At 36.3% G+C, this 24,184-nt stretch carries 22 protein-coding genes and 2 tRNA genes; 11 read left to right on the top strand and 13 right to left on the bottom strand.

The genetic code is table 11. From position 1 onward, the window contains the following. The first annotated feature begins 238 nt into the window (after positions 1-238). Both ACNF4Z_RS01245 and ACNF4Z_RS01250 read left to right on the top strand, forming a co-directional pair. On the top strand, positions 239-1,915 hold the full coding sequence (locus tag ACNF4Z_RS01245; protein WP_458327427.1) for a long-chain-fatty-acid--CoA ligase: 1,677 nt from the start codon (positions 239-241) through the stop codon (positions 1,913-1,915). Positions 1,916-1,963: 48 nt separating this feature from the next. After that, positions 1,964-2,038 (top strand) — tRNA-Arg (locus tag ACNF4Z_RS01250). 10 nt (positions 2,039-2,048) lie between these two features. Here the strand turns inward: ACNF4Z_RS01250 and ACNF4Z_RS01255 are convergent. Then, the gene (locus ACNF4Z_RS01255; protein WP_458327428.1) at positions 2,049-2,777 is read right to left on the bottom strand and encodes a DNA polymerase sliding clamp; all 729 of its coding nucleotides are present in this window, start codon (positions 2,775-2,777) and stop codon (positions 2,049-2,051) included. Between the two features lie 135 nt (positions 2,778-2,912). Between ACNF4Z_RS01255 and gcvPA the strand changes: the two genes are divergently transcribed. Together gcvPA and gcvPB are read left to right on the top strand one after the other, a co-directional pair. Continuing rightward, positions 2,913-4,229 carry an aminomethyl-transferring glycine dehydrogenase subunit GcvPA gene (gene gcvPA / locus ACNF4Z_RS01260; RefSeq protein WP_458327429.1) on the top strand — a complete coding sequence of 439 codons (1,317 nt, stop codon included), beginning with the start codon at positions 2,913-2,915 and terminating at the stop codon, positions 4,227-4,229. Further along, positions 4,230-5,651 (top strand): aminomethyl-transferring glycine dehydrogenase subunit GcvPB, encoded by a 1,422-nt coding sequence (gene gcvPB, locus ACNF4Z_RS01265; RefSeq protein ID WP_458327430.1) that lies wholly within the window; start codon positions 4,230-4,232, stop codon positions 5,649-5,651. On the opposite strand, the gene ACNF4Z_RS01270 is transcribed toward gcvPB, so the two are convergent. From ACNF4Z_RS01270 to sufC, 6 genes are read right to left on the bottom strand one after another with little or no spacing between them, the layout of a single operon-like run. Further along, positions 5,642-5,938 (bottom strand): MTH1187 family thiamine-binding protein, encoded by a 297-nt coding sequence (locus ACNF4Z_RS01270; protein ID WP_458327431.1) that lies wholly within the window; start codon positions 5,936-5,938, stop codon positions 5,642-5,644. The genes gcvPB and ACNF4Z_RS01270 overlap by 10 nt on opposite strands. Positions 5,939-5,962: 24 nt before the next feature. Beyond that, entirely contained in the window at positions 5,963-6,340 is a 378-nt protein-coding gene (locus ACNF4Z_RS01275) for an iron-sulfur cluster assembly scaffold protein (RefSeq protein ID WP_458327432.1), read from the bottom strand. Next, on the bottom strand, positions 6,337-7,581 hold the full coding sequence (locus ACNF4Z_RS01280; RefSeq protein WP_458327433.1) for a cysteine desulfurase: 1,245 nt from the start codon (positions 7,579-7,581) through the stop codon (positions 6,337-6,339). Before ACNF4Z_RS01280 ends, ACNF4Z_RS01275 begins: the two co-directional genes overlap by 4 nt. A 4-nt stretch (positions 7,582-7,585) precedes the next feature. Further along, entirely contained in the window at positions 7,586-8,812 is a 1,227-nt protein-coding gene (locus tag ACNF4Z_RS01285) for a SufD family Fe-S cluster assembly protein (RefSeq protein WP_458327434.1), read from the bottom strand. Further along, on the bottom strand, positions 8,796-10,196 hold the full coding sequence (sufB, locus tag ACNF4Z_RS01290) for a Fe-S cluster assembly protein SufB (protein WP_458327654.1): 1,401 nt from the start codon (positions 10,194-10,196) through the stop codon (positions 8,796-8,798). The genes ACNF4Z_RS01285 and sufB overlap by 17 nt, the downstream gene beginning before the upstream one ends. 44 nt (positions 10,197-10,240) lie before the next feature. Further along, positions 10,241-10,978, bottom strand: coding sequence for a Fe-S cluster assembly ATPase SufC (gene sufC, locus ACNF4Z_RS01295; protein ID WP_458327435.1), 738 nt, complete (start codon positions 10,976-10,978; stop codon positions 10,241-10,243). 83 nt (positions 10,979-11,061) lie between these two features. Between sufC and ACNF4Z_RS01300 the strand changes: the two genes are divergently transcribed. Further along, the gene (locus ACNF4Z_RS01300) at positions 11,062-11,718 is read left to right on the top strand and encodes a helix-turn-helix transcriptional regulator (protein WP_458327436.1); all 657 of its coding nucleotides are present in this window, start codon (positions 11,062-11,064) and stop codon (positions 11,716-11,718) included. Between the two features lie 3 nt (positions 11,719-11,721). Here ACNF4Z_RS01300 and ACNF4Z_RS01305 read toward each other — a convergent pair whose 3' ends face one another. Both ACNF4Z_RS01305 and ACNF4Z_RS01310 read right to left on the bottom strand, forming a co-directional pair. Further along, positions 11,722-12,654, bottom strand: a complete 933-nt coding sequence (locus tag ACNF4Z_RS01305; protein WP_458327437.1) for an NAD-dependent epimerase/dehydratase family protein — start codon at positions 12,652-12,654, stop codon at positions 11,722-11,724. 29 nt (positions 12,655-12,683) lie between these two features. Continuing rightward, positions 12,684-13,322 carry an endonuclease III domain-containing protein gene (locus ACNF4Z_RS01310; protein WP_458327438.1) on the bottom strand — a complete coding sequence of 213 codons (639 nt, stop codon included), beginning with the start codon at positions 13,320-13,322 and terminating at the stop codon, positions 12,684-12,686. A 53-nt stretch (positions 13,323-13,375) separates the two neighbouring features. Between ACNF4Z_RS01310 and ACNF4Z_RS01315 the strand changes: the two genes are divergently transcribed. Further along, positions 13,376-14,275 carry an NAD(P)-binding protein gene (locus ACNF4Z_RS01315; protein WP_458327439.1) on the top strand — a complete coding sequence of 300 codons (900 nt, stop codon included), beginning with the start codon at positions 13,376-13,378 and terminating at the stop codon, positions 14,273-14,275. Here the strand turns inward: ACNF4Z_RS01315 and ACNF4Z_RS01320 are convergent. The 3 genes from ACNF4Z_RS01320 to ACNF4Z_RS01330 form a co-directional block, all read right to left on the bottom strand. Beyond that, on the bottom strand, positions 14,269-15,636 hold the full coding sequence (locus ACNF4Z_RS01320) for a signal recognition particle protein Srp54 (protein ID WP_458327440.1): 1,368 nt from the start codon (positions 15,634-15,636) through the stop codon (positions 14,269-14,271). The two genes, ACNF4Z_RS01315 and ACNF4Z_RS01320, sit on opposite strands and share 7 nt — an antisense overlap. Positions 15,637-15,639: 3 nt before the next feature. Further along, positions 15,640-15,951 (bottom strand): transcription factor S, encoded by a 312-nt coding sequence (locus ACNF4Z_RS01325; protein WP_458327441.1) that lies wholly within the window; start codon positions 15,949-15,951, stop codon positions 15,640-15,642. Positions 15,952-16,041: 90 nt separating this feature from the next. Beyond that, a complete protein-coding gene (locus ACNF4Z_RS01330; protein WP_458327442.1) occupies positions 16,042-17,289 on the bottom strand; it encodes a divalent metal cation transporter in 1,248 nt (415 codons plus the stop codon). Positions 17,290-17,554: 265 nt separating this feature from the next. Here ACNF4Z_RS01330 and ACNF4Z_RS01335 point away from each other — a divergent pair, with 265 nt between their 5' ends. After that, a complete protein-coding gene (locus ACNF4Z_RS01335) occupies positions 17,555-18,535 on the top strand; it encodes an alpha/beta hydrolase family protein (RefSeq protein ID WP_458327443.1) in 981 nt (326 codons plus the stop codon). A 519-nt stretch (positions 18,536-19,054) separates the two neighbouring features. Here ACNF4Z_RS01335 and ACNF4Z_RS01340 read toward each other — a convergent pair. Next, a tRNA-Leu gene (locus ACNF4Z_RS01340) sits at positions 19,055-19,139 on the bottom strand. A 126-nt stretch (positions 19,140-19,265) separates the two neighbouring features. Between ACNF4Z_RS01340 and ACNF4Z_RS01345 the strand changes: the two genes are divergently transcribed. From ACNF4Z_RS01345 to gatE, 4 genes are read left to right on the top strand one after another with little or no spacing between them, the layout of a single operon-like run. Beyond that, a complete protein-coding gene (locus ACNF4Z_RS01345; protein WP_458327444.1) occupies positions 19,266-19,955 on the top strand; it encodes a ribosome assembly factor SBDS in 690 nt (229 codons plus the stop codon). A gap of 43 nt (positions 19,956-19,998) precedes the next feature. Continuing rightward, on the top strand, positions 19,999-21,144 hold the full coding sequence (locus ACNF4Z_RS01350; protein ID WP_458327445.1) for an acyl-CoA dehydrogenase family protein: 1,146 nt from the start codon (positions 19,999-20,001) through the stop codon (positions 21,142-21,144). Between the two features lie 35 nt (positions 21,145-21,179). Next, positions 21,180-22,403 (top strand): Glu-tRNA(Gln) amidotransferase subunit GatD, encoded by a 1,224-nt coding sequence (gene gatD, locus ACNF4Z_RS01355; RefSeq protein WP_458327446.1) that lies wholly within the window; start codon positions 21,180-21,182, stop codon positions 22,401-22,403. Next, positions 22,403-24,184 carry a Glu-tRNA(Gln) amidotransferase subunit GatE gene (gatE, locus tag ACNF4Z_RS01360; protein WP_458327447.1) on the top strand — a complete coding sequence of 594 codons (1,782 nt, stop codon included), beginning with the start codon at positions 22,403-22,405 and terminating at the stop codon, positions 24,182-24,184. The genes gatD and gatE overlap by 1 nt, the downstream gene beginning before the upstream one ends.

Genomic DNA, 24,184 nt, shown 5'->3' on the forward strand with positions numbered 1-24,184 from the left:
TATCTTTTTATCAAACTCTTCCATTATTCATTGCCTCCTTGGGTTGTTCTTAGGAGGCATCCTTTTATGTTTCATGAAATTTATCCATTGTTGATGGAGTTATTTCATTTGTTCTTACACAAGATTTGGGATACTATCATAAAATTTTTTAGTAATGCAAAATTTCATTCATTCTTATTTTATATATAACAAACAAATCAAATAAATTTATTTTAATATACGTTATAACTCATGTTATATGGAAAATGAAAATAATTTTGAAAGGTTATGGGAAAAAAATTATCCAGAATATGTAAAAAGAGAATTGGAAATACCGGAGATATCATTATACCAACTTTTTAAGAAAACCTTGGAAAAATCAGAAAAAAATGTTGCAATAAACTTCATAGGTAAAAAAATTAATTACGACGAACTTAACAGGTATGTGAATAAGGCAGCTGCATTTCTTATTGATAACAATGTAAAAGAGGGAGATAGAATTGGAATTATGCTCCCAAATTCTCCTCAATATGTTATACTGTTTATGGCTGCTATGAAAATTGGGGCAATTGTGGTTCAAGTCAACCCCCTATATACATCCTATGAAGTAAAATATGAAATGGAAGACTCTGGATGCAACGTTTTAATAATTTTGGAAGACTTTTATGAAAAGATTAGTACATTATACCCAATAACAATTAAAAAGATAATATTTACAAGAATACAGGATTTTCTACCTGGATTTGTGGGCTCTATTTTTTCATTATCCAGGAAAATAAAAGGTCAAAGTTATAAGATAAGCGAAAATAATAATGTGGTAAAACTGGATCTTGACAAATATGAAGGAAAAGAGACTAAAGAGGCAATAATAAAACCAAGGGTAACACCTGCCGTAATACAGTATACCGGCGGAACCACTGGAAAACCAAAGGGTGCCCTCCTTTCCCACTACAATCTCGTATCTAATGTTTATCAACTGGATAGCTGGCTACCAGAAAATATAAAGGGGAAACTCATTTTTTTATCTGCAATACCATTTTTCCACGTTTACGGTATGATGACGGCCTTTTTGATGCCATTATTTTACGGAACAACCATGATAATTTTGCCTGACCCCAGGGATTCAGAGAGGGTTCTAAAATCAATTGAAAAACACAAAAATATAGTTTTTCCCGGAATTCCTACCATGTACCATTCTATGTTAAAAAGCAAGCATCTAAAACAGAACAGTCTGAAGGGCGTTTCCTTGTTGCTGTCTGGAGCAGCTCCATTGCCAGAGGAAATTGAAACTGAATTTACCTCGAGGTCAAACGCGAGTATTCTGGAGGGTTATGGATTAACCGAGGCATCTCCTGTTGTTTGTGCTACACCTGTGGACCCTAAATCAAGAAGAAAAGGTACAGTGGGATTTCCAATCCCTTCAACTCATCTGAAAATTGTTGATATTGAAACTGGAGAAGAATTGGGAATAGATAAGCCTGGAGAACTAATCGTTAAAGGTCCACAGGTAATGCTCGGATATCTTAACAGTGTAGATGAGACCAAGCTGGTGATGGAGGATGGATGGCTGCACACAGGAGACGTTGCACTCATAGATAAGGATGGGTACGTACACATTGTGGATAGGACAAAAGATCTTATAATTGCAGGTGGATATAACATATATCCCAGGGAGGTAGAAGAGGTAATATTCCAGCATCCAAAGGTAGACGATGTTGCAGTAGTTGGAGTAAAAGATATACACAGGGGTGAGACAGTTAAGGCCGTAATAGTTTTGAAGCAGGGAGTTAAAATGTCAGAGGATGAAATTAAGTCTTTCTGTGCACAGAGATTGGCGGTATATAAGGTGCCGAGAATAATAGAGTTTCGTGACAGCCTCCCAAGGAATATTGTTGGTAAAGTACTAAAGAGAGAACTTCGTGAGGAAAACAGGTAAATTCATTTATAAAAAAAGTAAATAACAAATTTGATATGTAGTATTAGAGGGCGCGTGGCCTAGTCTGGATATGGCAACAGCCTCCTAAGCTGTAGATCAGGGGTCCGAATCCCCTCGCGCCCGTTATGATGCTTTACTCCATTCTTGGAGCCAAATAGTATTTTATTGACCAATGTTCCTTTTCAGGAAATTCTATTATTGCAGGATAGTTTGAATTAAATGATATTTTTACTCTTTCTGTACCACTAATTGATCTGATTATCTTTACCAGGTAATCTAGTGGATAACTACTAACTGCCTCTCCTGAAGATGATATTTCTATGTCCGGTGCTTTTTCTTCATATCTTACCTTGTCGGAACTTGATTCCGCTTCAGCAAGGAATTTGTTGAAAGTTATATGGAGTTTAATTGCATCCCTCACATCGTTCGCCGCCCTTAATATCCTCTCAAAGTCAGACTTCTTTATATTCACATAATTTTCAGCAGTGATTGATGGCAATTTTGACGGTGGCACCACAGAATCCAGAAGACTCATCTCCCTCTCAATCTTTCCTATTGTCACGATCAATTTCTTTAATTGTTCATCGTTTCCCGTTGAAAGTGTAAGATTTTCAGTGGATGATCCCAGCCTTAGTATGCCCTTCAGCTTTGATACATCCATAGCTATTTCCTTTCGTTCGTTAACATCATACATTACAAAATACTCCTTGTCAACTTTAAGGTCAACAAGTGCTATTCTAGCACTGTCTATCGCTTTTATATAAAGTCCATCTTTATCAAAATCAAATCGTGCCTCATTTGTTATACTCTCCACTGCGTCACATATTTCCTTTAAACTGGAATTTTGTATTATGACCTTCATAATATGAAAACATAAATATGAAATTAAATGTTTTCAAAGTTGCTAATATTATGTTATCATATATTGATCAATAACCGCCTTTATGAAAAAAGAATTATGAAAATTCCTTAAATAGTCATATTGACTGACACATTGATGCATAACGCAGACCTTGAGAAGGAACTTAATATTCTTGGATTAAAAGACCCAATGGATTTGTTTAAAGATATCCCTGACAAATTTTTGCTAAATGCTTTGGGAATAGGTAAAGGAATTGGAGAATTCGGGATATATTCACTTATTGATAAAATTAAGGAAAAAAACAGAAAATTATCAATATTTTTAGGCCTTGGCATATACAACAGAAATGTTCCAGCCTCTGTAATGAACATAATTTACAGAAATGAATTCATAACCTCCTATACTCCATATCAGGCAGAAATATCACAGGGCATGTTGAGAACACTTTTTGAATTTCAGAGCCTTATATGTGATCTAACCTCAATGGATGTTACCAATTCTTCAATGTATGATGGCCCTTCAGCAATAGGTGAAGCTTGCAGAATGGCTTACAGGATAAATGGAAAGGAAGAGATACTCGTCCCGGAAAATATATGGAAGAATCATCTTGACGTCCTCAACACATACATAACAGGATTGCCCTTAAAAATAATTAAATATCCTCTTGGACCGGATGGCCTTCTGGATATGGATATGTTGAACTCACTTGTAGGAGAAAAAACCTGTGCAATATTGACTTACAATCCGAACTGCTATGGCCTCATGGACAAGAATGTATTCAAGGTGAGGGAAATAAAAAAGGATGCAATACACATTGCCTACTATGATCCTGTCTCCCTTTCAATTATTAAGGCTCCCGGTGAATATAATGCTGATATAGCAGTGGGGGAAGGTCAGTCACTTGGGCTTCCAATGAACTTTGGTGGTCCAACCATCGGACTTTTTTCTTTCAAGAATGATTATGTTAGAAAATCCCCTGGAAGACTAATTGGTGAAACTCTTGACCGTGATGGAAAAAGAGCATATGTAATGACTCTTCAGACCAGGGAACAGCACATAAGGAGAGATAAGGCAATGAGCAATATATGCACAAATCAGGCTTTACTTGCATTGGGTGCATCAGTTTATTTGGGAACAGTGGGTGTAAAAGGATTGAAATATGTTGCGGAAAAAAGCATTAATAATGTTAGATCTGCCATCAATACTATGATTAAAGATGGGAAATTTAAGGAATTATATGATAGCAAACTCTTCTTCTCGGATTTTATATTGAAGAGTGAAAATGATTGCTGGAAAGTCTTTGAAAAACTCAATGAAAATGGGATCCTTGGCGGATACCCTGCAGAATATGCCATCGGAAATAAAGAAAGAGGAAATTCCTTTTTTGCCTGTACAGAAAAAAATACGGAAGATGAGATGGAAAAATTGAAAAAAGCACTTGAGGTGATTTGAATGTCCTATCATCAGGCAACATATGATGAAAAAAATCTAAATGAGTATAATTCTGGGAATACATTTTATGCCCCTGATCTTGAAGATCTCAATATAAAAATTGATGAAGAACTGAAAAGAGAAAATCTTAAACTTCCAGATATAAGTGAGAATGATGTTGTGAGGCATTATGTTAGACTATCCCAGATGAATTTTGGTGTTGATACCGGTTTCTACCCACTTGGATCATGTACAATGAAATATAATCCAAAATATGCTGATGAGTTGAGCCGTGATAGTGGTCTTGTTGGATTTCACCCCCTTTCTCACTGGAACAGTACACAAGGTAATCTAATGATACTTTACGAACTTAAACAGCTACTCATGAAAATTTCTGGAATGGATGATGTAAGCCTTCAACCTATGGCAGGTGCACAGGGTGAGTATACTGCACTTCTTGTTGCCAGAAAATATCTAGAGGATACTGGGAAGATGAACAGAAAGGAGGTTATAGTTCCAGATTCAGCACATGGAACCAATCCGGCCTCAGCTGCCATGGCAGGATTTGATGTCACTGAGATAGAGTCAAATGAAGATGGGACAGTGAATCTTGATGCTTTAAAATACGCACTTAGTGATAGAACAGCTGTCTTTATGATAACAAATCCGAACACCATCGGTATATTTGAAAAGAGCATAGATAAAATATCAGAGATGGTTCATAAGGCAGGTGCCCTTCTTTATTATGATGGTGCGAATTTCAATGCCATTCTTGGAGTAACAAATCCAGGAAAGATGGGATTCGATATGGTTCACTTTAATCTTCATAAAACGTTTGCAACCCCCCACGGAGGTGGAGGTCCAGGATCAGGCCCAATAGCAGTCAGATCCTTCCTTTCTCCTTATTTACCAAGCCCAAGAATAGAGAAAGAGAATGAAAAATACATTGTCAGAGAAAATTATCCCAAGAGTATTGGGAGGGTTTCAGGTTTTTATGGAACATTTGTAAATCTTATGAGGGCCTGGGCATACATTAAAGTGAAGGGGGAAAATGGACTTCTTGATAACACTCTTCGAGCAGTAGTAAATTCAAACTATCTGGCAAAACTTCTTGAAAAAGATCTGGAAATTAAAAATGGACTGAAAAAACATGAGTTTGTTGCATCCACAAAAAATACTGGAAGAAAGGCATTGAATATTGCAAAATATCTCATAGATCATGGTGTTCATTCCCCAACAATTTATTTCCCCTTAATCATAAAAGAGGCTATGATGATTGAACCAACAGAGGATGCAAGCAAGGAAGATCTGGATCAATTTGCTGACCTCATAAAAAGCGCCATAAATACCCCTGAGGAAGAATTGGAAAAACTTCCAGTAAACCTTAGCATAAAAAGGGCTGACGATGTAAGGGCTTCAAAACAATTAAAGGTTCACTGGTGAATACCTATTTTCTCCAGTTTTTTTCTTACAGAATTTTCCTCGTCAAGCCTGTGATCAATTTTAAGGATAGTCTCAACCCTGCCTATTCCCATTGAAATGATTTCCTCCTCACCAGCTTTTACCGCCTTAAATATATCGTCAATGGTCTCACATTCTATCACTGTTGACATGCTACCGGGATAAATTCTGTATCCAAGACTTCTTATTTTCTCAATCGCCTTTTTAATATAGGGTGCAGCTGATGTACCATTCCCTATTGGATAATAAGTAAATTCACCAAGTATCATGGATTGTAATTGTTCAAAATTATTTTATTTATTCTGTTTTTTAATAGCCTTAATTAAGGCATCATAACTGATGAGTGCACATTTTTCTCTTGCTGGACCCAACCTTATTCCCAACCAGCCAAGTACATCGCTCTTTTTCATTCTGAGGATTTCATCAATCTTTTCTCCCTTTACCTTTTCGGAAAGAATTGAGGCAGAGGCAACAGATATCATGCATCCTTCCGCCACATACTTGATGTCCTCTATCCTTCCATTCCTTATGACAAGGTCAATAACTATTGTATCTCCGCAAGTCGGGTTTGTTTCAAATATTTCACTGTCTGGATTCTCTATTCTCCCTACATTCTGCGGTTCTCTGTAATGCATATCAATTATCTCACTGTAAAGAAAATCGTCCTTCAAATTCTCACCCTCACCTTCATATCCTCAATTGTTTCAAACAGTTTATCAACATCGTTTCTGTCATTGTAGATATAGAATGATGCTCTTGCCGTAGCATACTTTCCCAACCTTATGGTTGCAGGCATAGCACAGTGATGACCTGATCTTATTTCTATTCCTGATATCTTATCCATCATATATGAAATATCATGTGGATGGATCTCCCTTTCACCCTTTCTCCCTATGGTGAATGTGAAAACTGCCCCCTTTATTTCAGAATCTCTCGGACCGTATACCTCAAGGGAATTTTCTCTCAATTCATCCAATCTTTTTATAAAATACCGCACTATTTCCTTTTCATGTTCCCTTATGTTATCCATTCCAATTTTTGACAGGAAATCAACTGCAGCTCCCAGACCTATTGCACCCTCTATGTTTGGAGTTCCTGCTTCATATTTTTCAGGTATATCCGCAGCTGTGAAATGATCGTCGTAGACCTCCCTAATCATCTCACCCCCTCCCATATAGGGAGGTAATTCTTCAAGTAACTCCCTTTTACCATAAAGAACTCCTATTCCTGATGGCCCGCACATCTTGTGCCCGGAAAATGCAAGGAAATCGCAATTTATTTTTCTCACGTTTACAGGCATGTGAGGAACAGACTGTGCTCCATCTACCATGAATAGTATACCCCGGTCATGAAGTTCATTTCCAACTTCATTTAGATCATTGATAGAGCCGAAAATGTTAGAAACATGTGTTAATGAAACTATCCTCGTCTTTTCATTTATATTATTTAGTATGTCATCAGCCCTTATTATTTGATCATGTTTTTTTTCCAGTATTTTAATTCTGCATCTCCCCTTTGATTGTAGTATCTGCCAGGGAACAATGTTTGAATGATGTTCCATTGATGAGATCAGAACCTCATCATCTCTCCCCATTTTCTCAGTTGTTATATTTGCCATCAGATTTATGGCTTCCGTCGTATTTCTTGTAAAAATTATTTCCGATTCACTGGATGCGTTTATGAATCTGGAAACCTTCTCTCTTGCCTTGTTATATTTATCAGTTGCAATTTCCCCTATTCTGTAAACGCCCCTGTGTACATTGCTGCAGTAATCTGTATAAAATCTTTCTATCTCCTCAATAACCTCTTTCGGTTTCTGTGCCGTTGCTGCACTATCAAGGTAAATTATACCTTCTTTCTCAAACTTTTCAAAAATTGGAAAATGTTGTTTTATTTCTTCAGTTTTCAACATTCTATCATACTTCTAAAGACTCGGCATAATTTGTTACAATTTCTTTGAACTTCTGATTTCTGCTTTTTTCAAGAAGTGATTCTATGAAACCTGAAGTTATCATTTTCATTGCCTCTTTTCTTTCTATACCTCTGCTCTCAAGGTAAACAAGTTGATCCTCATCAACACTGCTAATGGCTGATCCATGTTTTGACCTTGTGTTGCTGTTTTTTATCATCAGACCTGGCTTTGAATTTGCATATCCCTCTTTTGAAAGAAGGAGAATTTTTGAATCGTAAAAACCTGTTGATTCCTGACTTTCAAATTCTATCTCAACGTTGCCTCTGTGAATTGTAAGACTTTTACCTGTGACCACGCCCCTTACCTGAATATCTGCTGATGTTGACCTCCCTATCTGCAAACTGCTGTCCCTTATATCTATCCTCTGAGTCCCTGAACTGAAACTTGCACCAAATACCCTGTAATCTGAATTGATTCCATATTGCTCGGAATCAGTTTGAAATATTACGGATCTTCCTCCATGATTTATGTGAAACAATTTTGCTGTGCAATCATCTTCCATATATGTTCTCACATATGTTAAATCAGAAATGTTTTTTCCCTTATCCTGAAGATAATTGAATTCCATTGTTGATCCTCTCTCCATGTTGATATAAATTGACTTTCCCTGAATTGAGTTTTCATCAGAGGCTCCGTTGCTCAAAACTGTCATCTCTATGTTGACATTGCTGAATTTTCCTATGTTTATTACATGCTTTTCAGCTCCTGAAGCCTTAGAATCATTTTCTAAAAGTAATCTGAGATTTCCTGAGTAATTTTCCGGAATACATACATATGAGCCTGAAGTCCATGATGCATTTATTAGCATTTCCTCTCTTGACTTTCCAATTTTGTAAAGTACAGGGTTCATTCTTTCCTTATATGCATCCTGAAGATTTCTTACAGATACTCCATTGGTGGCGTTAATTTTTATGAATCCATTGTGTATAATGATGTCATATCCTTCTTGATGGTCCATTATATTGTCCTCATAAATTGATGATGACATTTTCAGAATGTCATTTTCATTTATGTCTATGTAGTCCTTTGTGGTTGGACTTTCCCTGTAATTCCTTGGAGGTATTTTGAGAAATGAAAGGTATGATTCCTGCCTGAAATCGTAAGCAGGATCATTCAATTTACTTTTTAAAATGTCATGAAATTCTTCCATTTTATCATCCGACTGCCCCAAGTTTTCCCATCTCAAGTTTGACAAGCCTGTTCATCTCAATTGCAAACTCCATGGGTATCTCCTTCATCACATCATCCATGAAGCCAAGAACTATCATTGAACTTGCCTCATCCTCAGAAAGACCCCTTGATCTCAGATATGTAAGTTCCTCTGTACCTATTTTTCCAACACTTGCCTCATGTGAGAATGTTGCTGTTGGTTCGTATATTTCATCGTATGGGAATGTATAAGACTGGGATTCAGAATTTATTAGAAGCGCATCGCACTGAACCTTTGATTTTGCGTCTGTTGCACCTTTGTTCATTCTTAGAAGTCCCCTGTAAATAGCCTTTCCATCCTCAATGCTTATGCTCTTTGCAATTATTTTTGATGTTGTGTGCGGTGCCATGTGAATTGCCTTAGCACCTGTGTCCTTTATTGTGCCTGGGCTTGCAAGAGAAATGTTAAGATTTGAGGTTGAAGCGTAAGGTCCTCTTAGATATGAAGACGGGTAGATCATTGTAACCTTTGAACCGAGTGACCCACCGACCCACTCCATCCTTGCGTTTTCGTCAACCCATGCCCTCTTTGTAGGCATGTTGTAAACACTCTTTGACCAGTTCTGAACACTTGTATATCTTACATTTGAATTCTTATGTGCATAGATCTCAACAATTGCACTGTGCAATGAATCCTTGTCCCATCTTGGAGCAGTGCATCCTTCAATGTAGTGTAGGGATGAACCTTCATCTCCAACCACAATTGTGTGTTCAAACTGACCTGTGCTTTCATTATTCATTCTGAAATATGTCTGCAATGGGAGATCAATATGAACTCCCTTTGGAACATAAAGGAATGAGCCACCGCTCCATACTGCACCATTAAGAGCAGCAAATTTGTTGTCTGTAAAAGGAACAGCCTTACAGAAATAATTCTTAACAAGATCAGGATATTTCTTTACGGCTGAATCAAGATCCATGAAAAGAACTCCTTTATCTTCCCACACTTTCTTCAGTGAATGATAAACTCCTTCACTTTCATACTGTGCAACTGATCCGGCAAGATATTTCTGTTCCATTTCAGGGATACCCAGTTTCTTGAAAGTATCCTTTATCTGATCGGGAACGTCATCCCAATTGTTCGATTTCCTGTCATCAGGTTTGTTATAATATGTGGTGTTTTCCCAGTCTATGCCTGATAAGTCAGGCCCCCAATTTGGCATGGGCTTTGACTGGAAAACTTCCAGTGCTTTCAATCTTAATCTTCTCATCCAGTCAGGTTCTTTCTTAATTTCTGAAATCTCCTCTACCACCTGCCTGGTCAGACCCCTGCCTGTTGAATAAACAGGGTTGAAGCTGTCCCTGAATTCCCAGTCAGAGCTATTCACATTCTTTAAGCTATCCAGAAGCTTTTCTATTTCCTCTTCCTTAGTTACATTTTGCATTTTCATCACTCCTTTATCCAATCATATCCTTCATCTTCAATCTTAAGCGCAAGAGATTTGTCACCATTTTTCACGATCTTTCCATTCACCAGTACGTGAACGAAATGAGGATCTATATTTTTCAATATTCTCTGATAGTGTGTTATTATTATGAAACCTACCTGCTCACCAAAATAATCCCTTATTTCGTCAGCAACAAGTTTCAATGCATCAACATCAAGTCCGGAATCTATTTCGTCAAGTACAACAATCTTTGGCTGGAATATTGCCATCTGCAATATTTCAAATCTCTTTCTCTCTCCACCGGAAAAACCATCATTTACAGACCTTGAAAGGAAGGATTCGTCCAGCCCAACTTTTTTAAGATGTTTCTTGACATCATCATAAAATTGTGTTATTGTTCTCTTATCTTCAGGGTGTAGCTGTTTGTAAGCACTCCTCAAAAATGTTGATATTTTTACACCTGGTATTGCAATTGGACTCTGAAATGCCAGGAACAACCCGGCTCTTGCTCTTTCCTCAGGTGTTTTATCGGTAAGATCGATTCCATCCAGGATGATTTTACCACCCTCAATTGTATAGTTGGGATGGCCTATCAGAACATTTCCCAGTGTACTTTTACCAGCCCCGTTTGGTCCCATCAATGCATGTATTTCTCCACCCCTTACCGTGAGATCTACACCATTCAGTATTTTCTTTTCTCCCACGTTTGCTGAAAGATTCTTTATTTCAAGTAATGGCATAGAGGTTAATACTTTTAACTTATTTAAACATTTTTTTATGTCTAAATTGAACAAATTAATATAGTTCCTGATTATAATGGATCATGGAAGAAAGTATAACAGTCTCACCACTTCTGGGTGAAGCAAGAACTAAAATAATAGAAGAACTTGCGGATGGACCGAAGAGTGTAGGTTATCTTTCTGAAAAATTTCAACTTAACAAAACGGCAATAATCCAGCATCTTAATTCACTGGAGAAAAACGGATATGTGAGGGCTTTCTTTCAAAAAGAGAAGGCAGGAAGGCCCACAAAACAGTATGAGATTACAGTAAAGGGTATGCAGCTTTTCCCAAAAAAATATGCAGAACTACTTTCACTCTTCCTTGATCAGTTCATTAAGGATTATGGGGACACAGGCATGAATATGATGCTTTCAAAGATAGCTGACAGACTAATTAACGCTGAAACAATTGGCCCTGCTGATACAAGAGATGATAAAATAAGAAAACTTCAAAATTTTATAGAAATACTTAACAATCTTGGTTATCATGCAAAGATTGAAGTTGAAGGGGATATTGCGAGGATCATCAGATATAATTGTATATTTTATGAGTTAGCAAAGAACAGGGGAGATATAATCTGTGGCGTTCTCGATCGTGACATAATCAAGAAGGTGGGCGAGGATAACATTGTGATAAAGGAAAAGTTTTCAGAGGGAACAAACAGATGCGTAGTGGAATTATCGCTGGTAAACAGATAATGCCTAAACATTAGAAATAAAGTCTCTGACAGTTTTCTTTAGATCGTATTGAGGCTTAAAACCCCAGTCATTTTCTGCCTGCCGTATATCAATTGATTCGGGCCAGCTTTCTGCGATTTGTTGCCTGTAATCAGGCTCATATTCAACCTTAAAATTGGGGAAAATTTCACGAAGTTCATCCTGAAGTTCCTTTGGAGTTATTGAATATGACATTATATTGTAGCTGTACCCTTTTTTAATTTTTTCTGAATTTGAAAAGAATAGTTTCATTGTTGATGACATTGCGTCTTCCATATACATCATGGGAAGCCTTGTATCACCTTTCAAATAACATTTGTAATTTTCTCCCCTTGCAGCATGCATTATCATATCAACGGCATAATCTGTGGTTCCAGCAGTTGGGGGCGTTTTGTAACTTATCAGTCCGGGGTATCTAATGCTTCTCACATCAAGTGAAAACTTTTCTGCAAAATAGAGGAAAAGCATTTCTGAAGAGTATTTTGTTATGCCGTACATTGTCCTTGGAATTGAGCAGTTCTCCTGAGGAGCCTTATCCTTTCTTATTTCAGGGCCGTAAATACCAATAGTGGAGGGGACAAAAACACGTCTGGTATTTAATTCCGCGGCACCGTTAAGTACATTCAATGTGCCAGTTAGATTTACGTCATATGCAAGAATTGGATTTTTTTCTCCTGATGCCGACAATATTGCAGCAAGATGAAAAACATAATCCGGTTTGTATTTTTTCATTACGGTATTCACTGCAACCCTGTCTTTCACATCAAGATAATCCACAGTCACCCTTTCATTTTCAAAATTCTTTCCCTTCACATTAATGTCCGTTGCAATAATATCTGTATCAATTGATGCCAGAAGATAATCCAGAATTTCAGTTCCAACCTGCCCAAAAGCACCGGTTATGAGTGTTAAAGTCATGGGGCTCAATTCTTCCCGTATTAAAAAAACTAACCTTTATTTCCTGTGTGCTTTCTACCATAATTACATTTAAAGGATACAGGACACTCATTACATTTTGGCCCAACCGGTCTGCAGACGGACTTTCCAAACTCAACAAATCTTGTGTTTAATTGAAGCCATAAATCCTCAGGAATAAGTTTCATGAGGTCCTGCTCAATCATGTCCGGATCTTTATTTTTGCTCAATCCTGTTCTTATACTTATTCTCATCACATGTGTGTCAACAGCGATTGCCGGTATTCCAAAACCGTCAGCAAGCACAACGTTTGCTGTCTTTCTTCCTATACCAGGTATCTCCATAAGTTGTTCCCTATATTTTGGAACCTCCCCCCCAAACTTTTCAATAATTATTTTTGCAGCCTCAATAATTCTTGCTGCTTTCACAGTTTTGAAACCTACCTTATCTATTATTTTTAAAACGTCATCATAATTTGCCTTTGACAGTCCCTTTGCATCCCTGTATTTTTCATAAAGAGCCCTGCCTGCATTGTCTGTTACCTCGTCCTTAGTTCTGTGAGAAAGCATTGTGTTGATCATCACCCAGAATGGTTCCCTAAATTCAAAATGATGATCGGGAGCAACTTCTTCGATCTTTTTTACTATGAAAACTGCGTCATCTTTTTTCATACTGCCATTGTGAAAACATTCATGATTATAAATAAATATTGCATCACATTTCAGTGAGAAAAACTGCAATTATAGGTTCAGGAATCAGCTCTCTTGCAGCGGCTTATGAACTTTCTAAAAATGGTGTGCCATTCGATATTTTTGAAAAATCCCAGGATCTTGCGTATCCCCCCGAGAGCACTCTATTTATAAGGAAAAGTCAAATTTCAGAAAGATTTGATCCCAAAAATGATTTAATATCAATTGTAAATGATATTGAATTGGTTGTGGATAATCAAATGTACAGTTACAGGATTCCTGAGGATGATCCAATTTACATAATAGATAGGGAAAAGTTTTTGAGAAATCAATGGGCAAGGATGAAGTTTTCAAAATTCTATACAAAGACAAAAATTGAAAAAATAATAGAGGGTGAGGGTAGGATAAAACTTCAGACAAACAACTCCGTATATGGAGGTTACGATTTTGTTTTGATTGGTGATGGAAATCCCTACTCTGAATACATCAAACACCATGAAAAATGCGAAAGAAAAACTGTTTCTGGAAAAATATGCTACTGCCCATCTAAAAATTCAGAGAGAAAAATTTTGGTTTATTTTCAGACTGATCATATTAATGTTGAAGGGTACGGAAATGGTAAGATAGTGAGATTGTCAACACAATATATTAATTGTGACAACTGCGTTTACAGTTATGGTTACAGGAGAGATCTGCACACCTGTATTCCAGAAACATCTGAAAACATTTTTATTTTAGGTAACATGGTTGGAACCACAAACTATCTTGGAAATTCTGCAGCTTTTTGTATGGATTTTTCCATTCTCTCAACATCTCAATCTATTAAAGGATTGAAAAATATGACTGAACTTCATAATCTTTATACTGATTATATTAAAGGTATTGAAAATTCTGATCCGTTCGAGGCAATATTAAAAAAAATACCAATTTATTGACTTAAATTTTCAAGATCTTTCATTATATCCTTTCCAGCCATCTGATTTTTGAGCATTTTTTTCAATGCCCTGTTGCTTGACATCATTTTTGCATTATCTCTCATTGCCCTATATTCTTTAAGTAGGTTTCTCACATCCTGTTCTGATGTTCCTGATCCCATTGCTATTCTCTTGATTCTCTTTGAATTTATTTCATCAGGATTTTCCATCTCATAATATGTCATTGAGTCCATTATAACACGGTACCTGGAAATTTTTTCCTGAGCTTTTTCTGGATCAAGTGCCGAGGCTGCATTCCCGGGAAGCTTTGCCACAGGTAATGCGCTGAAAAGCTTTTTAATGATGGATGGTTTGGAGAATTTTTCCCAGATATCATACATGTCCATCAAATTGAATTTTCCTGTCATTATTTTTGAAAGTGTTTCCTCTGTTTTCTTTTCGTCCACTTCAATGTCCTTTGCAAGTTCAAGCAATGCCTCTGGATCACCCATTCCCAGAAGTCTCTGCAGGAATTTCTTCGGATTAAATATTTCAAAATCATCCAGATGTTCACCAGTTCCTATCATGTAGACGGGTGCTCCAACCTCAGCAACAGCACTCAGCGCACCCCCTCCTTTTCCGGTACCATCCATCTTTGTGATTATAACTCCAGAAATTTTTGTGGATTTGTTAATGGCCTCTGCCTGAGGTCCCGCCTGCTGACCAACTGTTGCATCCATAATGAGCAATGTTTCATCAGGGTTAACTTCGCTTTTTAAATCCCTTATTTCCTTTAAGAGATCTTCACTCAGGGAATCCCTTCCACTTGTATCAACAATCTTAACCGGAACATCACCATGTTCTTTAATTGCCTCCCTGTATATTTTCAGCGGATTTTTTTCTCCTTTAATTCCGAAAAAAATAGCCTCACTCTGCTCTGCAACAGTTTTCAACTGCTCATAAGCAGCAGGTCTGTGGACATCACAGGCAATCAGTAATGTGGACAATCCTTTTTTTTGAAAAAACCTGGCCAGTTTCCCTGCGGTTGTTGTTTTTCCCTGTCCGTAAAGACCTACCAGCATTATTGTCTGTGGTGATATTTTTAATCTTGATTCCTGACCTAAAATTGAAAGAAGCTCCTCGTAAACAATTTTCAGGATGTAATCCTGAGGAGACATTCCAGCAGGTGGTTTTTCATTCTTTGCTCTTTCCTGAATTTTTCTCGATAAATTTAATGTTAATCTAACATTTACATCAGCCTTAAGAAGAGCACGCTGTATGTCCTTCAAAACTTCTTTTAATACATCTTCATCTATGTATCCTGCACCACTTATCTTTCTCAGTGCTTCTCTCAATGAACTTCCAAGGTTTTCAAGAACCATGTTTCAGTATTCCCTCCATCTGTGTCCGCAAGCCTCACACGTGTAAATGGCGGTCTCTGGTTCATCAGCAGCCCTTGTCTGTTTCAGCACATAATATGCTCCAACATGGTTGCATTTAGGACATACTGCTTCTGAATCCAGGGGCTCAACATGATCATCGGATTTTATAACAAGAACTTCCTTTACAGTTGTTTGTGTCACTATTTTATTTTGAGATGTGTTTTTCTTTTTCTTCTCTTCATTACCACAGTTAGGGCACACAAATTTTCCGTCTGCGTTTTTATTTATCAGGGAACCACATTTTGAACAAAACATAATATTTAATATTTAAATCTGGTATATTATACTAATTATGAGGAAATTGTTAAATAAAATTATTTTAGATTTTTATCATCGAAATTAAAATCAGAGGATTACACCCAGGATTCCCATTGAAATAATTGCCACTAGTATGAAAATATATAAAAATTGTTCCCATTTTTTCATCGAATATGCTCCCATTATATTTTCATTTTTCCCTATATAAAACATCATTACCATTGGAGTAATAAGAGCAAAAACAAAGAATACGAGAAGATACAAAACATAATTTATCAGAAGAGATGGATTTATAGAGATCACTATAATAATAGCAGGTAAACTCTCAACTGTATAGATGATCCAGTAATATTTTTGGGGCAAATCAAGGGCTTCTCCTACACCCCATGCGCTTCCAAGTGAAATTGTGATCAATGCAAGGAAACCTGTAGAAATTAATCCAATGCTAAGAATATAAGGGGAAAGTTTTCCCGCTACTGGAGTTAAAACCTTTCCAAGATAATAAGGATTGGAGAAGAGCGATAATCTGGATGCACTTGAAATTCCTGTGAATGCCATCTCTGCAACCACCATTAACATCTCTGTAACCATTGCACCAATCAGTGTTTCCCTTTTCATCATCTTTAATGCTCTATCTGTTGAAATTTCTATGTTTTTTAATTTAAGATCATTTAGTTTTTTCCCTGTGGCAGATGCCTGGAAGAATAACATAAAAGGCATTATTACAGCACCAAGATCTGCAGCAAAAATAAGAAAATAGGATGATGTGTTTTCAAAAAGAAGTGGGTTTCCATTCTTACTATTTAATGGCATTAAACCTCTAAGAAAAAGGGATGAACAAAGTGCAATAGATAAAATTATTGATATCATTATGAGGATCTTCTCAGACTCCCTATAGTTCCTTCCTGTTACAATCAATATGTGAATTGCATAAATAATTGGAATTGAAACGATTATTGGGATACCAATAATTTCCAAACCCACCGCCATTCCAAGATATTCTATTATATATGTAACCATATCAGTTAATGCCATGGGAAAGGATGCTAATGATGCTATTTTCTTTCCATAATTTATTCTAAGAATTGTACCAAGCCCTCCTTTTCCTATTATGCTGATTTTTCCTGCAAGCTCCTGTACAATATACAGAGGGATGATAAGAAGAATTAAATACCATATTAATCCATAACCAAACAATGCCCCTGTTTGTGCCGCACCTATATATGATGAAACATCCATATCTGACATCATGGCAAGCCAGGCGGGCCCAAAAAAAAGTACAGTTTTGTTTTCCATAAGTTTTTTGATTATTTTTGCTGTATTGATCAGTATCACCCATAATCATTTTAAGAAAGATCAGACTGAAATCAGAGAAGTGTATTAAAGTTTTTTTCATTTTTATGAAAAATACTTCAAAATCAATCTTTTTTATAATTCGTTTTTAATCATAAAATGGAAAAAATTTTTTAAGATTCATTAACCAGCTAAGATTTTTATTTAAAATTTAGTTCTTAATAAATAATTATAAAGTGAAATCAAAATAATCCTTTTTTAATAAGAAAAATTATTACTATATGATTTATATTAATACGTTATGTCTATGAATAAAATAGTTTCCAAAGAAGTATGTTGGGAGGTTCGAGGCATTGAAATCTTTGGAAGTCTTTTGTATCCAGATGACAATCTATATCATCCTGGGATTATTTTAATTGCTGGCAGTGGACCAACTGATAGGGATTGGTGCTCACCCCTTTTGTCTGGCAAAAACGGAAGTGGAAAGCTTTTGGCGCAAAAACTTGCTGAGGAAGGCTTTGTAACACTCAGATATGATAAAATGACTTCTGGTCCTCATTTAAAGGAAAATCTTTCAAAGTTTGCAGGAAAATTAAGTATGGAAACTCATGTAGAAGAGATAGCGGGAGCAATGACATCCATTATATCACATGCAAATGTTATAGAAGAAAGGATATACGCAGTGGCTAACAGTGAGGGCGGTATTCATGCGGTTAACTACCAGCTTAGTAAATTTAGCCCAAAATTTAAAGCTTTGGTGTTAATAGGAGTATCTGGAAAATCTATTGCAGATGTTGCAAGAAGCCAGTTACTTTCACAGATCAAATCACTTAAAGATCCTAATGAAATTATGAAAGATTATGATAGTGCTATAGATCAATTTTTAAAAGGAAAAAAGATGGAAATAAAAAATTCATTACCGAAAAATGTAAAACTTATGCTCTACTCCCTTGAAAATCCTTACAATTTACCGTTCTCAAGAGAGCTCTGGAACTATTCTTTGATAAAACAATTAAAAAAAATTAAAGAATCTGTGTTAATAGTAATAGGAAAGAAGGACATTCAGGTAAACTGGAAACAAGATGGAAAATTGCTTGAAACAGCACTTTCTCATAAAGGTACAGTTGAATTTGAATACCCGGAAAATGCTGATCATGTTTTGAAACACGTTGAATTTAACGTAGAGAATATTTCTGCAGAAATTGCGGCCTCTCAATATAATTCTGATAAAACGCAGCTGGACAGTGAGGCTGTGAATATTATTACAGAATGGCTTAAAACACATTAAAATGTAAGAAGAGAATTTATTATTTAATTTCTTAATTTAATGGTCAAAGTGAAGTTATAACTTTTTCAATTTTAAAATAATTAAAAGATAGAGCCGGTTAGTTCAATTTCAAATTATGCTTGTAACCATATTGGATGTTTTTAACATTTAAATATGTAATATATTTGCTTATCTTTTGATATCAAACAATATTATTATTTCTCAGAGAATTTTATTCACAAGATTTTGGAAATTAGGATGGTTAAAATTTGTTATCTACTCATATGCACTTAAAAATTTAGAAACACATAAATGTGATTCCTGAAGAACTCCTTTGACCTATTTCTTCCTAAATCATCCTTATGATATTGTTCAAACGTTTTAGGATAAGATAGATCTTGAGATCCCTAATTTTTAACAGGTTTTTCTTTCTATCTATGATTCTCATATTCATCCAAATAAAAAGCTCACCATTTATGATTTTTGAAAGTAATTAAAAATTCAATTTTTAATTTCAGGACAAATAGACTTATTTAAAAATGCGGAGGGCCGGATTCGAACCGGCGAACCCCTGCGGGAATGGACCCTAAATCCATCGCCTTTAACCTGACTCGACAACCTCCGCAACTGCTCTGGTTATTGTATTTCCATATAATAATATGACCTTATGGCACAAATATTTAATTTTTGTAGTCAAAATTTTTTAAATTAAAAATACTAAAAATTATCTTATTGCATACATTAACATGTTATGGTTAAGCTGGATGATGCCATTATTGCAAGATACGAGCATGCTGGTCACAAATTTGAAATTCTGGTTGATCCTGATGCCATAGAGAAAATAAGAGAGGGAAAGCTGGACCTTGAAAAGGATATTGCAAGTGAAACTGTATTTAAAGATGCAAAAAAGGGTGAGAGGGCTGGAGAGGATTCAATAAAGGAAGTCTTCAAGACTGATAAACTGGAAGAGATTGTTTTCGAAATTGTGAAAAAAGGACAGATCCAGCTTACGACGGAGCAGAGGCATCGTATGCAGGAGAGCAAGAGAAAAGCAATAATAAACATCATTGCAAAGGAGGGTTTCAACCCTCAGACAAATGCACCGAATCCACCCTCAAGAATTGAGGCTGCAATGGAAGAGGCAAAGGTTCATATAGATCCTTTTAAACCAATAAATGAACAGCTAAATTATGTTTTGAAAGAGATAAAGCCTTTGATACCAATAAGAATGGAGAAGACAAAAATAGCTATCAGAATTGAAGGAGAATTATATGGGAAATTATATGGCGAGATAAACAGACTTGGAAACATATTGAAAGAAGAATGGTCAAATGATGGAAAATGGATTTGCGTTTTAGAGATTCCATCTGGGATGTATGGAGAAATTTTATCAGAAATTTCAAGAAGAGCAAAAGATGGTATAGAGATCAAAAAAATCTAAACCTTATTACTTAAATATTTGTATTTATAGAGAATTACCATTTATGCACGAGTTGAATGAAGAGGAAAGAGATGTTCTTGAATATGTAAAAAGATTTGCAAATGAAGAAGTTAAACCACTTGCAAGGGAAATAGATCTGAAAGAGGAAGTGCCGGAAAAGATAATAAACAGAATGAGAGAACTTGGTCTTTTTGCATCATACATTCCTAAAGAATATGGAGGAATAGGAATGAGCTTCAGTTTTCTGATGCATGTGATAGAGGAACTTTCAAAGGCCTGTCCAAGTACCTCTCTTGTTCTGGATGGAGCTTTAACACTTTTTGCTGAACCTATATTGATGTTTGGATCAGAAAACCTTAAGAAAAAATACCTGACTGAGGTGGCAAAAGGAGCTGTTGGAGGTCTGGCATTAACTGAACCAGGAGCTGGAAGCGATGCTGCTGCAATAAAAACAAGGGCAGAACTTAAGAATGGAGAATTTATAATAAATGGTTCAAAGATATTTATTTCTAATGGGAGGCTTGCAAAATTCTTTGTTGTTGATGTTGTAACTGACCCAGGTAAAGGGCATAAGGGCATCAGCACAATAGTTGTGGATGCTAATACCCCAGGATTCAGGATTAGCAAAGACATAAAAAAAATGGGACTTAGGGGATCTTCCACTGTTGAACTTGTTTTTGAAAATGCAATAGTTCCTGAGGAGAACCTAGTTGGAAAAATGAATGAGGGTTTTAAGGTTGTTATGGAGACCCTGGATGCAGGAAGGATAGGAATTGCTGCCCAAGCCCTAGGTATAGGAAAAGCAGCTTTTGAAGAGGCCATAAACTACATAAAGGAGAGGAAGCAGTTTGGAAAACCCATTTCAGATTTTCAGGGAATTCAATTTATGATAGCAGATATGGCAACAAAATTGAAAGCTGCAACACTTCTGACATATGAAAGTGCAGAGATGTGGGATAAACATCAAGCCTGTATTATGGAGTCGTCAATGGCAAAGATGTATGCATCAGATGTGGCTTTGGAAGTGGCCGAAAAGAGTCTTCAATTATTTGGTGGATATGGATACACAACTGATCTGGATGCTGAGAGGCACTTTAGGGATGCTAAAATAACTCAGATATATGAAGGAACCAATCAAATACAGAGAGTCATAATTGCAAAAGAAATATTGAAAAACCTTAAAATTTAATAAAACAATTTATTTTAATCCACAATCCGGAAACCATGAATGAAATATCTGAAGTTCAGGAGATCATCACATTCATATGGAAAGGAAAAGAAATAACAGGGTTAAAGATTTCACAGGAAGGAGAACTTTTGAATGTCAAACTAAAGAATGGCTACAACATTATTGTAAAACCTGAAAAAATTTTAAGAGAGGAAAAAATATTAAAAAATGGTGTAAGGGCTAAATCACCAGAGAGGTATGGTTCAGGTGAACCTGTTTGCATCATATCAACTGGCGGGACCATAACGAGCAGAGTTGACTATTCGTCAGGAGCAGTTTTTCCATCCATGGATATAAGAGAAATCGCAGAGAGCAATCCATACATTAAAAAAAATTACTCAATAGAAGTTTATGATTTTTCAAGTATTCTTAGCGAAAATATTCAACCGGAACACTGGATAAGAATGGCAAAAACGGTTTCAGAAAAACTTAATGAAAATACTGGTGTTGTGATTTCCCACGGAACAGATACAATGTCATATTCAGCAGCAGCGCTTTCATTTTTAATAAAAAAGAGGAAAGGATCAATTGTTTTTACTGGTTCACAGAGAAGTTCGGACAGACCAAGCAGTGATTCCTATTTAAATCTAGAAGCTGCCCTTTCATTTTCCATTGAAAAAAATTCAGAGATTGGAATTTCAATGCATGAATCCATATCGGATAGGAGGATACAACTAACAAGAGGTGTGAGAACAAGAAAAATGCATTCAACAAGGAGGGATGCATTCAAGAGCATTGGTGCAGAACCATTAGGTTACTATATGGACGGATTGAAAGAGATGTCAGATGGCCTTAGGCCCCCAGATGAATCAAATGAATATGACCAAAAACTGGAAAGTAGGGTAGGAATTCTTTACTTTTATCCGGGAATCGAACCAGAGGCTGTGGAAACTTTTATTGAAAAGGAAAAGGCAACAATAATAATGGGAACAGGTCTTGGAAATGTTAATGAAAATCTAATACCTGTTTTTAAAAGGCTGACTGACTCAGGGAAAAAAATAGTTATGACCACTCAGTGTATTTATGGTGAGGTTGATCCTCTGGTATACAGAACAGGGAGAGAATTAAAAAAATCCGGGGTAATTTACCTTGGAGATATTCTTCCTGAAACTGCATACGTGAAGGCAATGTACGTTCTTGGAAACTACAAAGAGGAGAAATTTGAAGAAATTATGAGAACCAACATTTCCGGAGAGATAGTTCAGAGAGAGGGGATATGATGGAGAAATTGAAAATAGGGCTGGAAGTTCATCTTCAGCTGAATACAGGGAAACTCTTCTGTAGATGTGAAAATGAAGGTATAGAAAAAGAAAGAAAATTCGAAAGAAATTTACACGTTTCAAAGGGTGAAACGGGGACAACTGATATATCAACTGAATATGAAATTTCAAGGGGAAAGAAATATTCATACAGGGTGACAACAAATTCATGCCTTGTTGAGGCTGATGAAAAACCACCTGATTCACCTTCAGAGAATGCCCTATCCGCTGCATTATCTGTGGCAGAGAAAGTTCATTCTGATGTGCCGGATAAGATTATATTCATGAGGAAAGTTGTGGTGGATGGCTCCAATACTTCTGGATTTCAGAGGACTGGACTTATTGGCATGGGAGGCTGGATAGATATTGATAGTAGAAGAATTGGAATACAAACAGTATGCTTAGAAGAAGATGCCTGCAGAAAAATTGGAGAAAATGAAGAGACTGTCGAATATTCTCTGGAAAGGTTGGGAATACCTTTGATTGAAATATCTACAGCTCCAGATATTGAAAATGCGAAAGAGGCCATAAGAGTTGCTGAATTTATCGGAGATATGATATTATCCTCAGGTCTATTAAGGAAAGGGGCCGATGCCATAAGACAGGACGTTAACGTTTCTTTGGGATATGGAAGGGTTGAGATAAAAGGTGTCAGTAAGCTGTCCCTCATAGGTGATGTAATTGAGAGGGAAATATCAAGGGAGAAAAAACTTGCAGAGGCTGTAAAAATATGGAAGGAAAGGGGTGGCTACAGCAAATTGGAATTGATAGATGTTACCAATCTTTTCGTTACCACAAATTCCAGAGTTCTCCTAAGGCATCTAGAAAAGGGTGAGAGAATTTTTGGAGGACTGTTAAAAAATGCAAGTGGTTTGCTTAAAAAAGGCGAATTTAGAATTGGACGTGAGATTGCTGATGCCTTGAAACAGTTTGGAATCATGGGTATGATCCACAGCGACGAAATCCCAGCATACGGTTTAACGGATATTGATAGCAAAAAAATTATGGAATATTTGGATGGAAAAGAAAATGATGCTTTTCTTCTCATAGGGGCAGAAATGGAAAAATTTCAAATCTTGGAGAATATAATAAATGAAAGAAGTGAGAAGATACTGAGTTTGGATTTTTCAGAGACCAGAGCTGCTGATGATGAGGGAAATACAAGGTATATGAGACCACTTTCAGGATCATCAAGAATGTATCCTGAAACAGATGTTGAAGCAATAGTTTCATCTAAAGTGAAAAAAAGGTATGATATTTTGCTAAAGGAGGAAAGGATTTCAAGAATGACCACTAATCTTAAAATTTCTCCACAGGATGCAGAGACCTTAATTAAAACAGGTCAATTTTCTTTTGTTGAAAAGTTTGGAGACGAAAACAATGGTAAGATATTGGCAAGACTCTTAATACAGACAATTCCTGAAATTGAGAAGAAAAGGGGTATCAGGTTCCATATTATGGATGTTCAAAGGATAGTGGAGTATTGCAGAGATATGAATCTTCCAAGGATATCATATGAATTCGCCCTTGAACTTATTTCATCTGGGAAAAAATTCGATGAAATAAAGGATGGAGGAAATCTCATTCCACTCTCTGAAAAAGAAATAGAAGAGGCAATCAATTCATCTGATTTTAATGAACAAAAAAATCTAGGGGCATTATTGAGTGAACTAAGGGAAAAATTTCTCAGACCCGTTGATCCATCCATTCTTCTTGGTATAATAAAAAGACTGAAAAAATAA

The organism is Caldiplasma sukawensis (assembly GCF_052315375.1).
In the GTDB taxonomy this organism is placed as follows: domain Archaea; phylum Thermoplasmatota; class Thermoplasmata; order Thermoplasmatales; family Thermoplasmataceae; genus Cuniculiplasma.

What these genes read in the sequence shown, in the direction of transcription:
- ACNF4Z_RS01245 (WP_458327427.1), top strand. Translation starts at nt 239, where the DNA reads ATGGAAAATGAAAATAATTTTGAAAGGTTATGGGAAAAAAATTATCCA.
- ACNF4Z_RS01255 (WP_458327428.1), bottom strand. Translation starts at nt 2,777, where the DNA reads ATGAAGGTCATAATACAAAATTCCAGTTTAAAGGAAATATGTGACGCA.
- gcvPA (WP_458327429.1), top strand. Translation starts at nt 2,913, where the DNA reads ATGCATAACGCAGACCTTGAGAAGGAACTTAATATTCTTGGATTAAAA.
- gcvPB (WP_458327430.1), top strand. Translation starts at nt 4,230, where the DNA reads ATGTCCTATCATCAGGCAACATATGATGAAAAAAATCTAAATGAGTAT.
- ACNF4Z_RS01270 (WP_458327431.1), bottom strand. Translation starts at nt 5,938, where the DNA reads ATGATACTTGGTGAATTTACTTATTATCCAATAGGGAATGGTACATCA.
- ACNF4Z_RS01280 (WP_458327433.1), bottom strand. Translation starts at nt 7,581, where the DNA reads ATGTTGAAAACTGAAGAAATAAAACAACATTTTCCAATTTTTGAAAAG.
- sufC (WP_458327435.1), bottom strand. Translation starts at nt 10,978, where the DNA reads ATGCCATTACTTGAAATAAAGAATCTTTCAGCAAACGTGGGAGAAAAG.
- ACNF4Z_RS01300 (WP_458327436.1), top strand. Translation starts at nt 11,062, where the DNA reads ATGGAAGAAAGTATAACAGTCTCACCACTTCTGGGTGAAGCAAGAACT.
- ACNF4Z_RS01305 (WP_458327437.1), bottom strand. Translation starts at nt 12,654, where the DNA reads ATGACTTTAACACTCATAACCGGTGCTTTTGGGCAGGTTGGAACTGAA.
- ACNF4Z_RS01310 (WP_458327438.1), bottom strand. Translation starts at nt 13,322, where the DNA reads ATGAAAAAAGATGACGCAGTTTTCATAGTAAAAAAGATCGAAGAAGTT.
- ACNF4Z_RS01320 (WP_458327440.1), bottom strand. Translation starts at nt 15,636, where the DNA reads ATGGTTCTTGAAAACCTTGGAAGTTCATTGAGAGAAGCACTGAGAAAG.
- ACNF4Z_RS01325 (WP_458327441.1), bottom strand. Translation starts at nt 15,951, where the DNA reads ATGTTTTGTTCAAAATGTGGTTCCCTGATAAATAAAAACGCAGACGGA.
- ACNF4Z_RS01335 (WP_458327443.1), top strand. Translation starts at nt 17,555, where the DNA reads ATGAATAAAATAGTTTCCAAAGAAGTATGTTGGGAGGTTCGAGGCATT.
- ACNF4Z_RS01345 (WP_458327444.1), top strand. Translation starts at nt 19,266, where the DNA reads ATGGTTAAGCTGGATGATGCCATTATTGCAAGATACGAGCATGCTGGT.
- ACNF4Z_RS01350 (WP_458327445.1), top strand. Translation starts at nt 19,999, where the DNA reads ATGCACGAGTTGAATGAAGAGGAAAGAGATGTTCTTGAATATGTAAAA.
- gatD (WP_458327446.1), top strand. Translation starts at nt 21,180, where the DNA reads ATGAATGAAATATCTGAAGTTCAGGAGATCATCACATTCATATGGAAA.
- gatE (WP_458327447.1), top strand. Translation starts at nt 22,403, where the DNA reads ATGGAGAAATTGAAAATAGGGCTGGAAGTTCATCTTCAGCTGAATACA.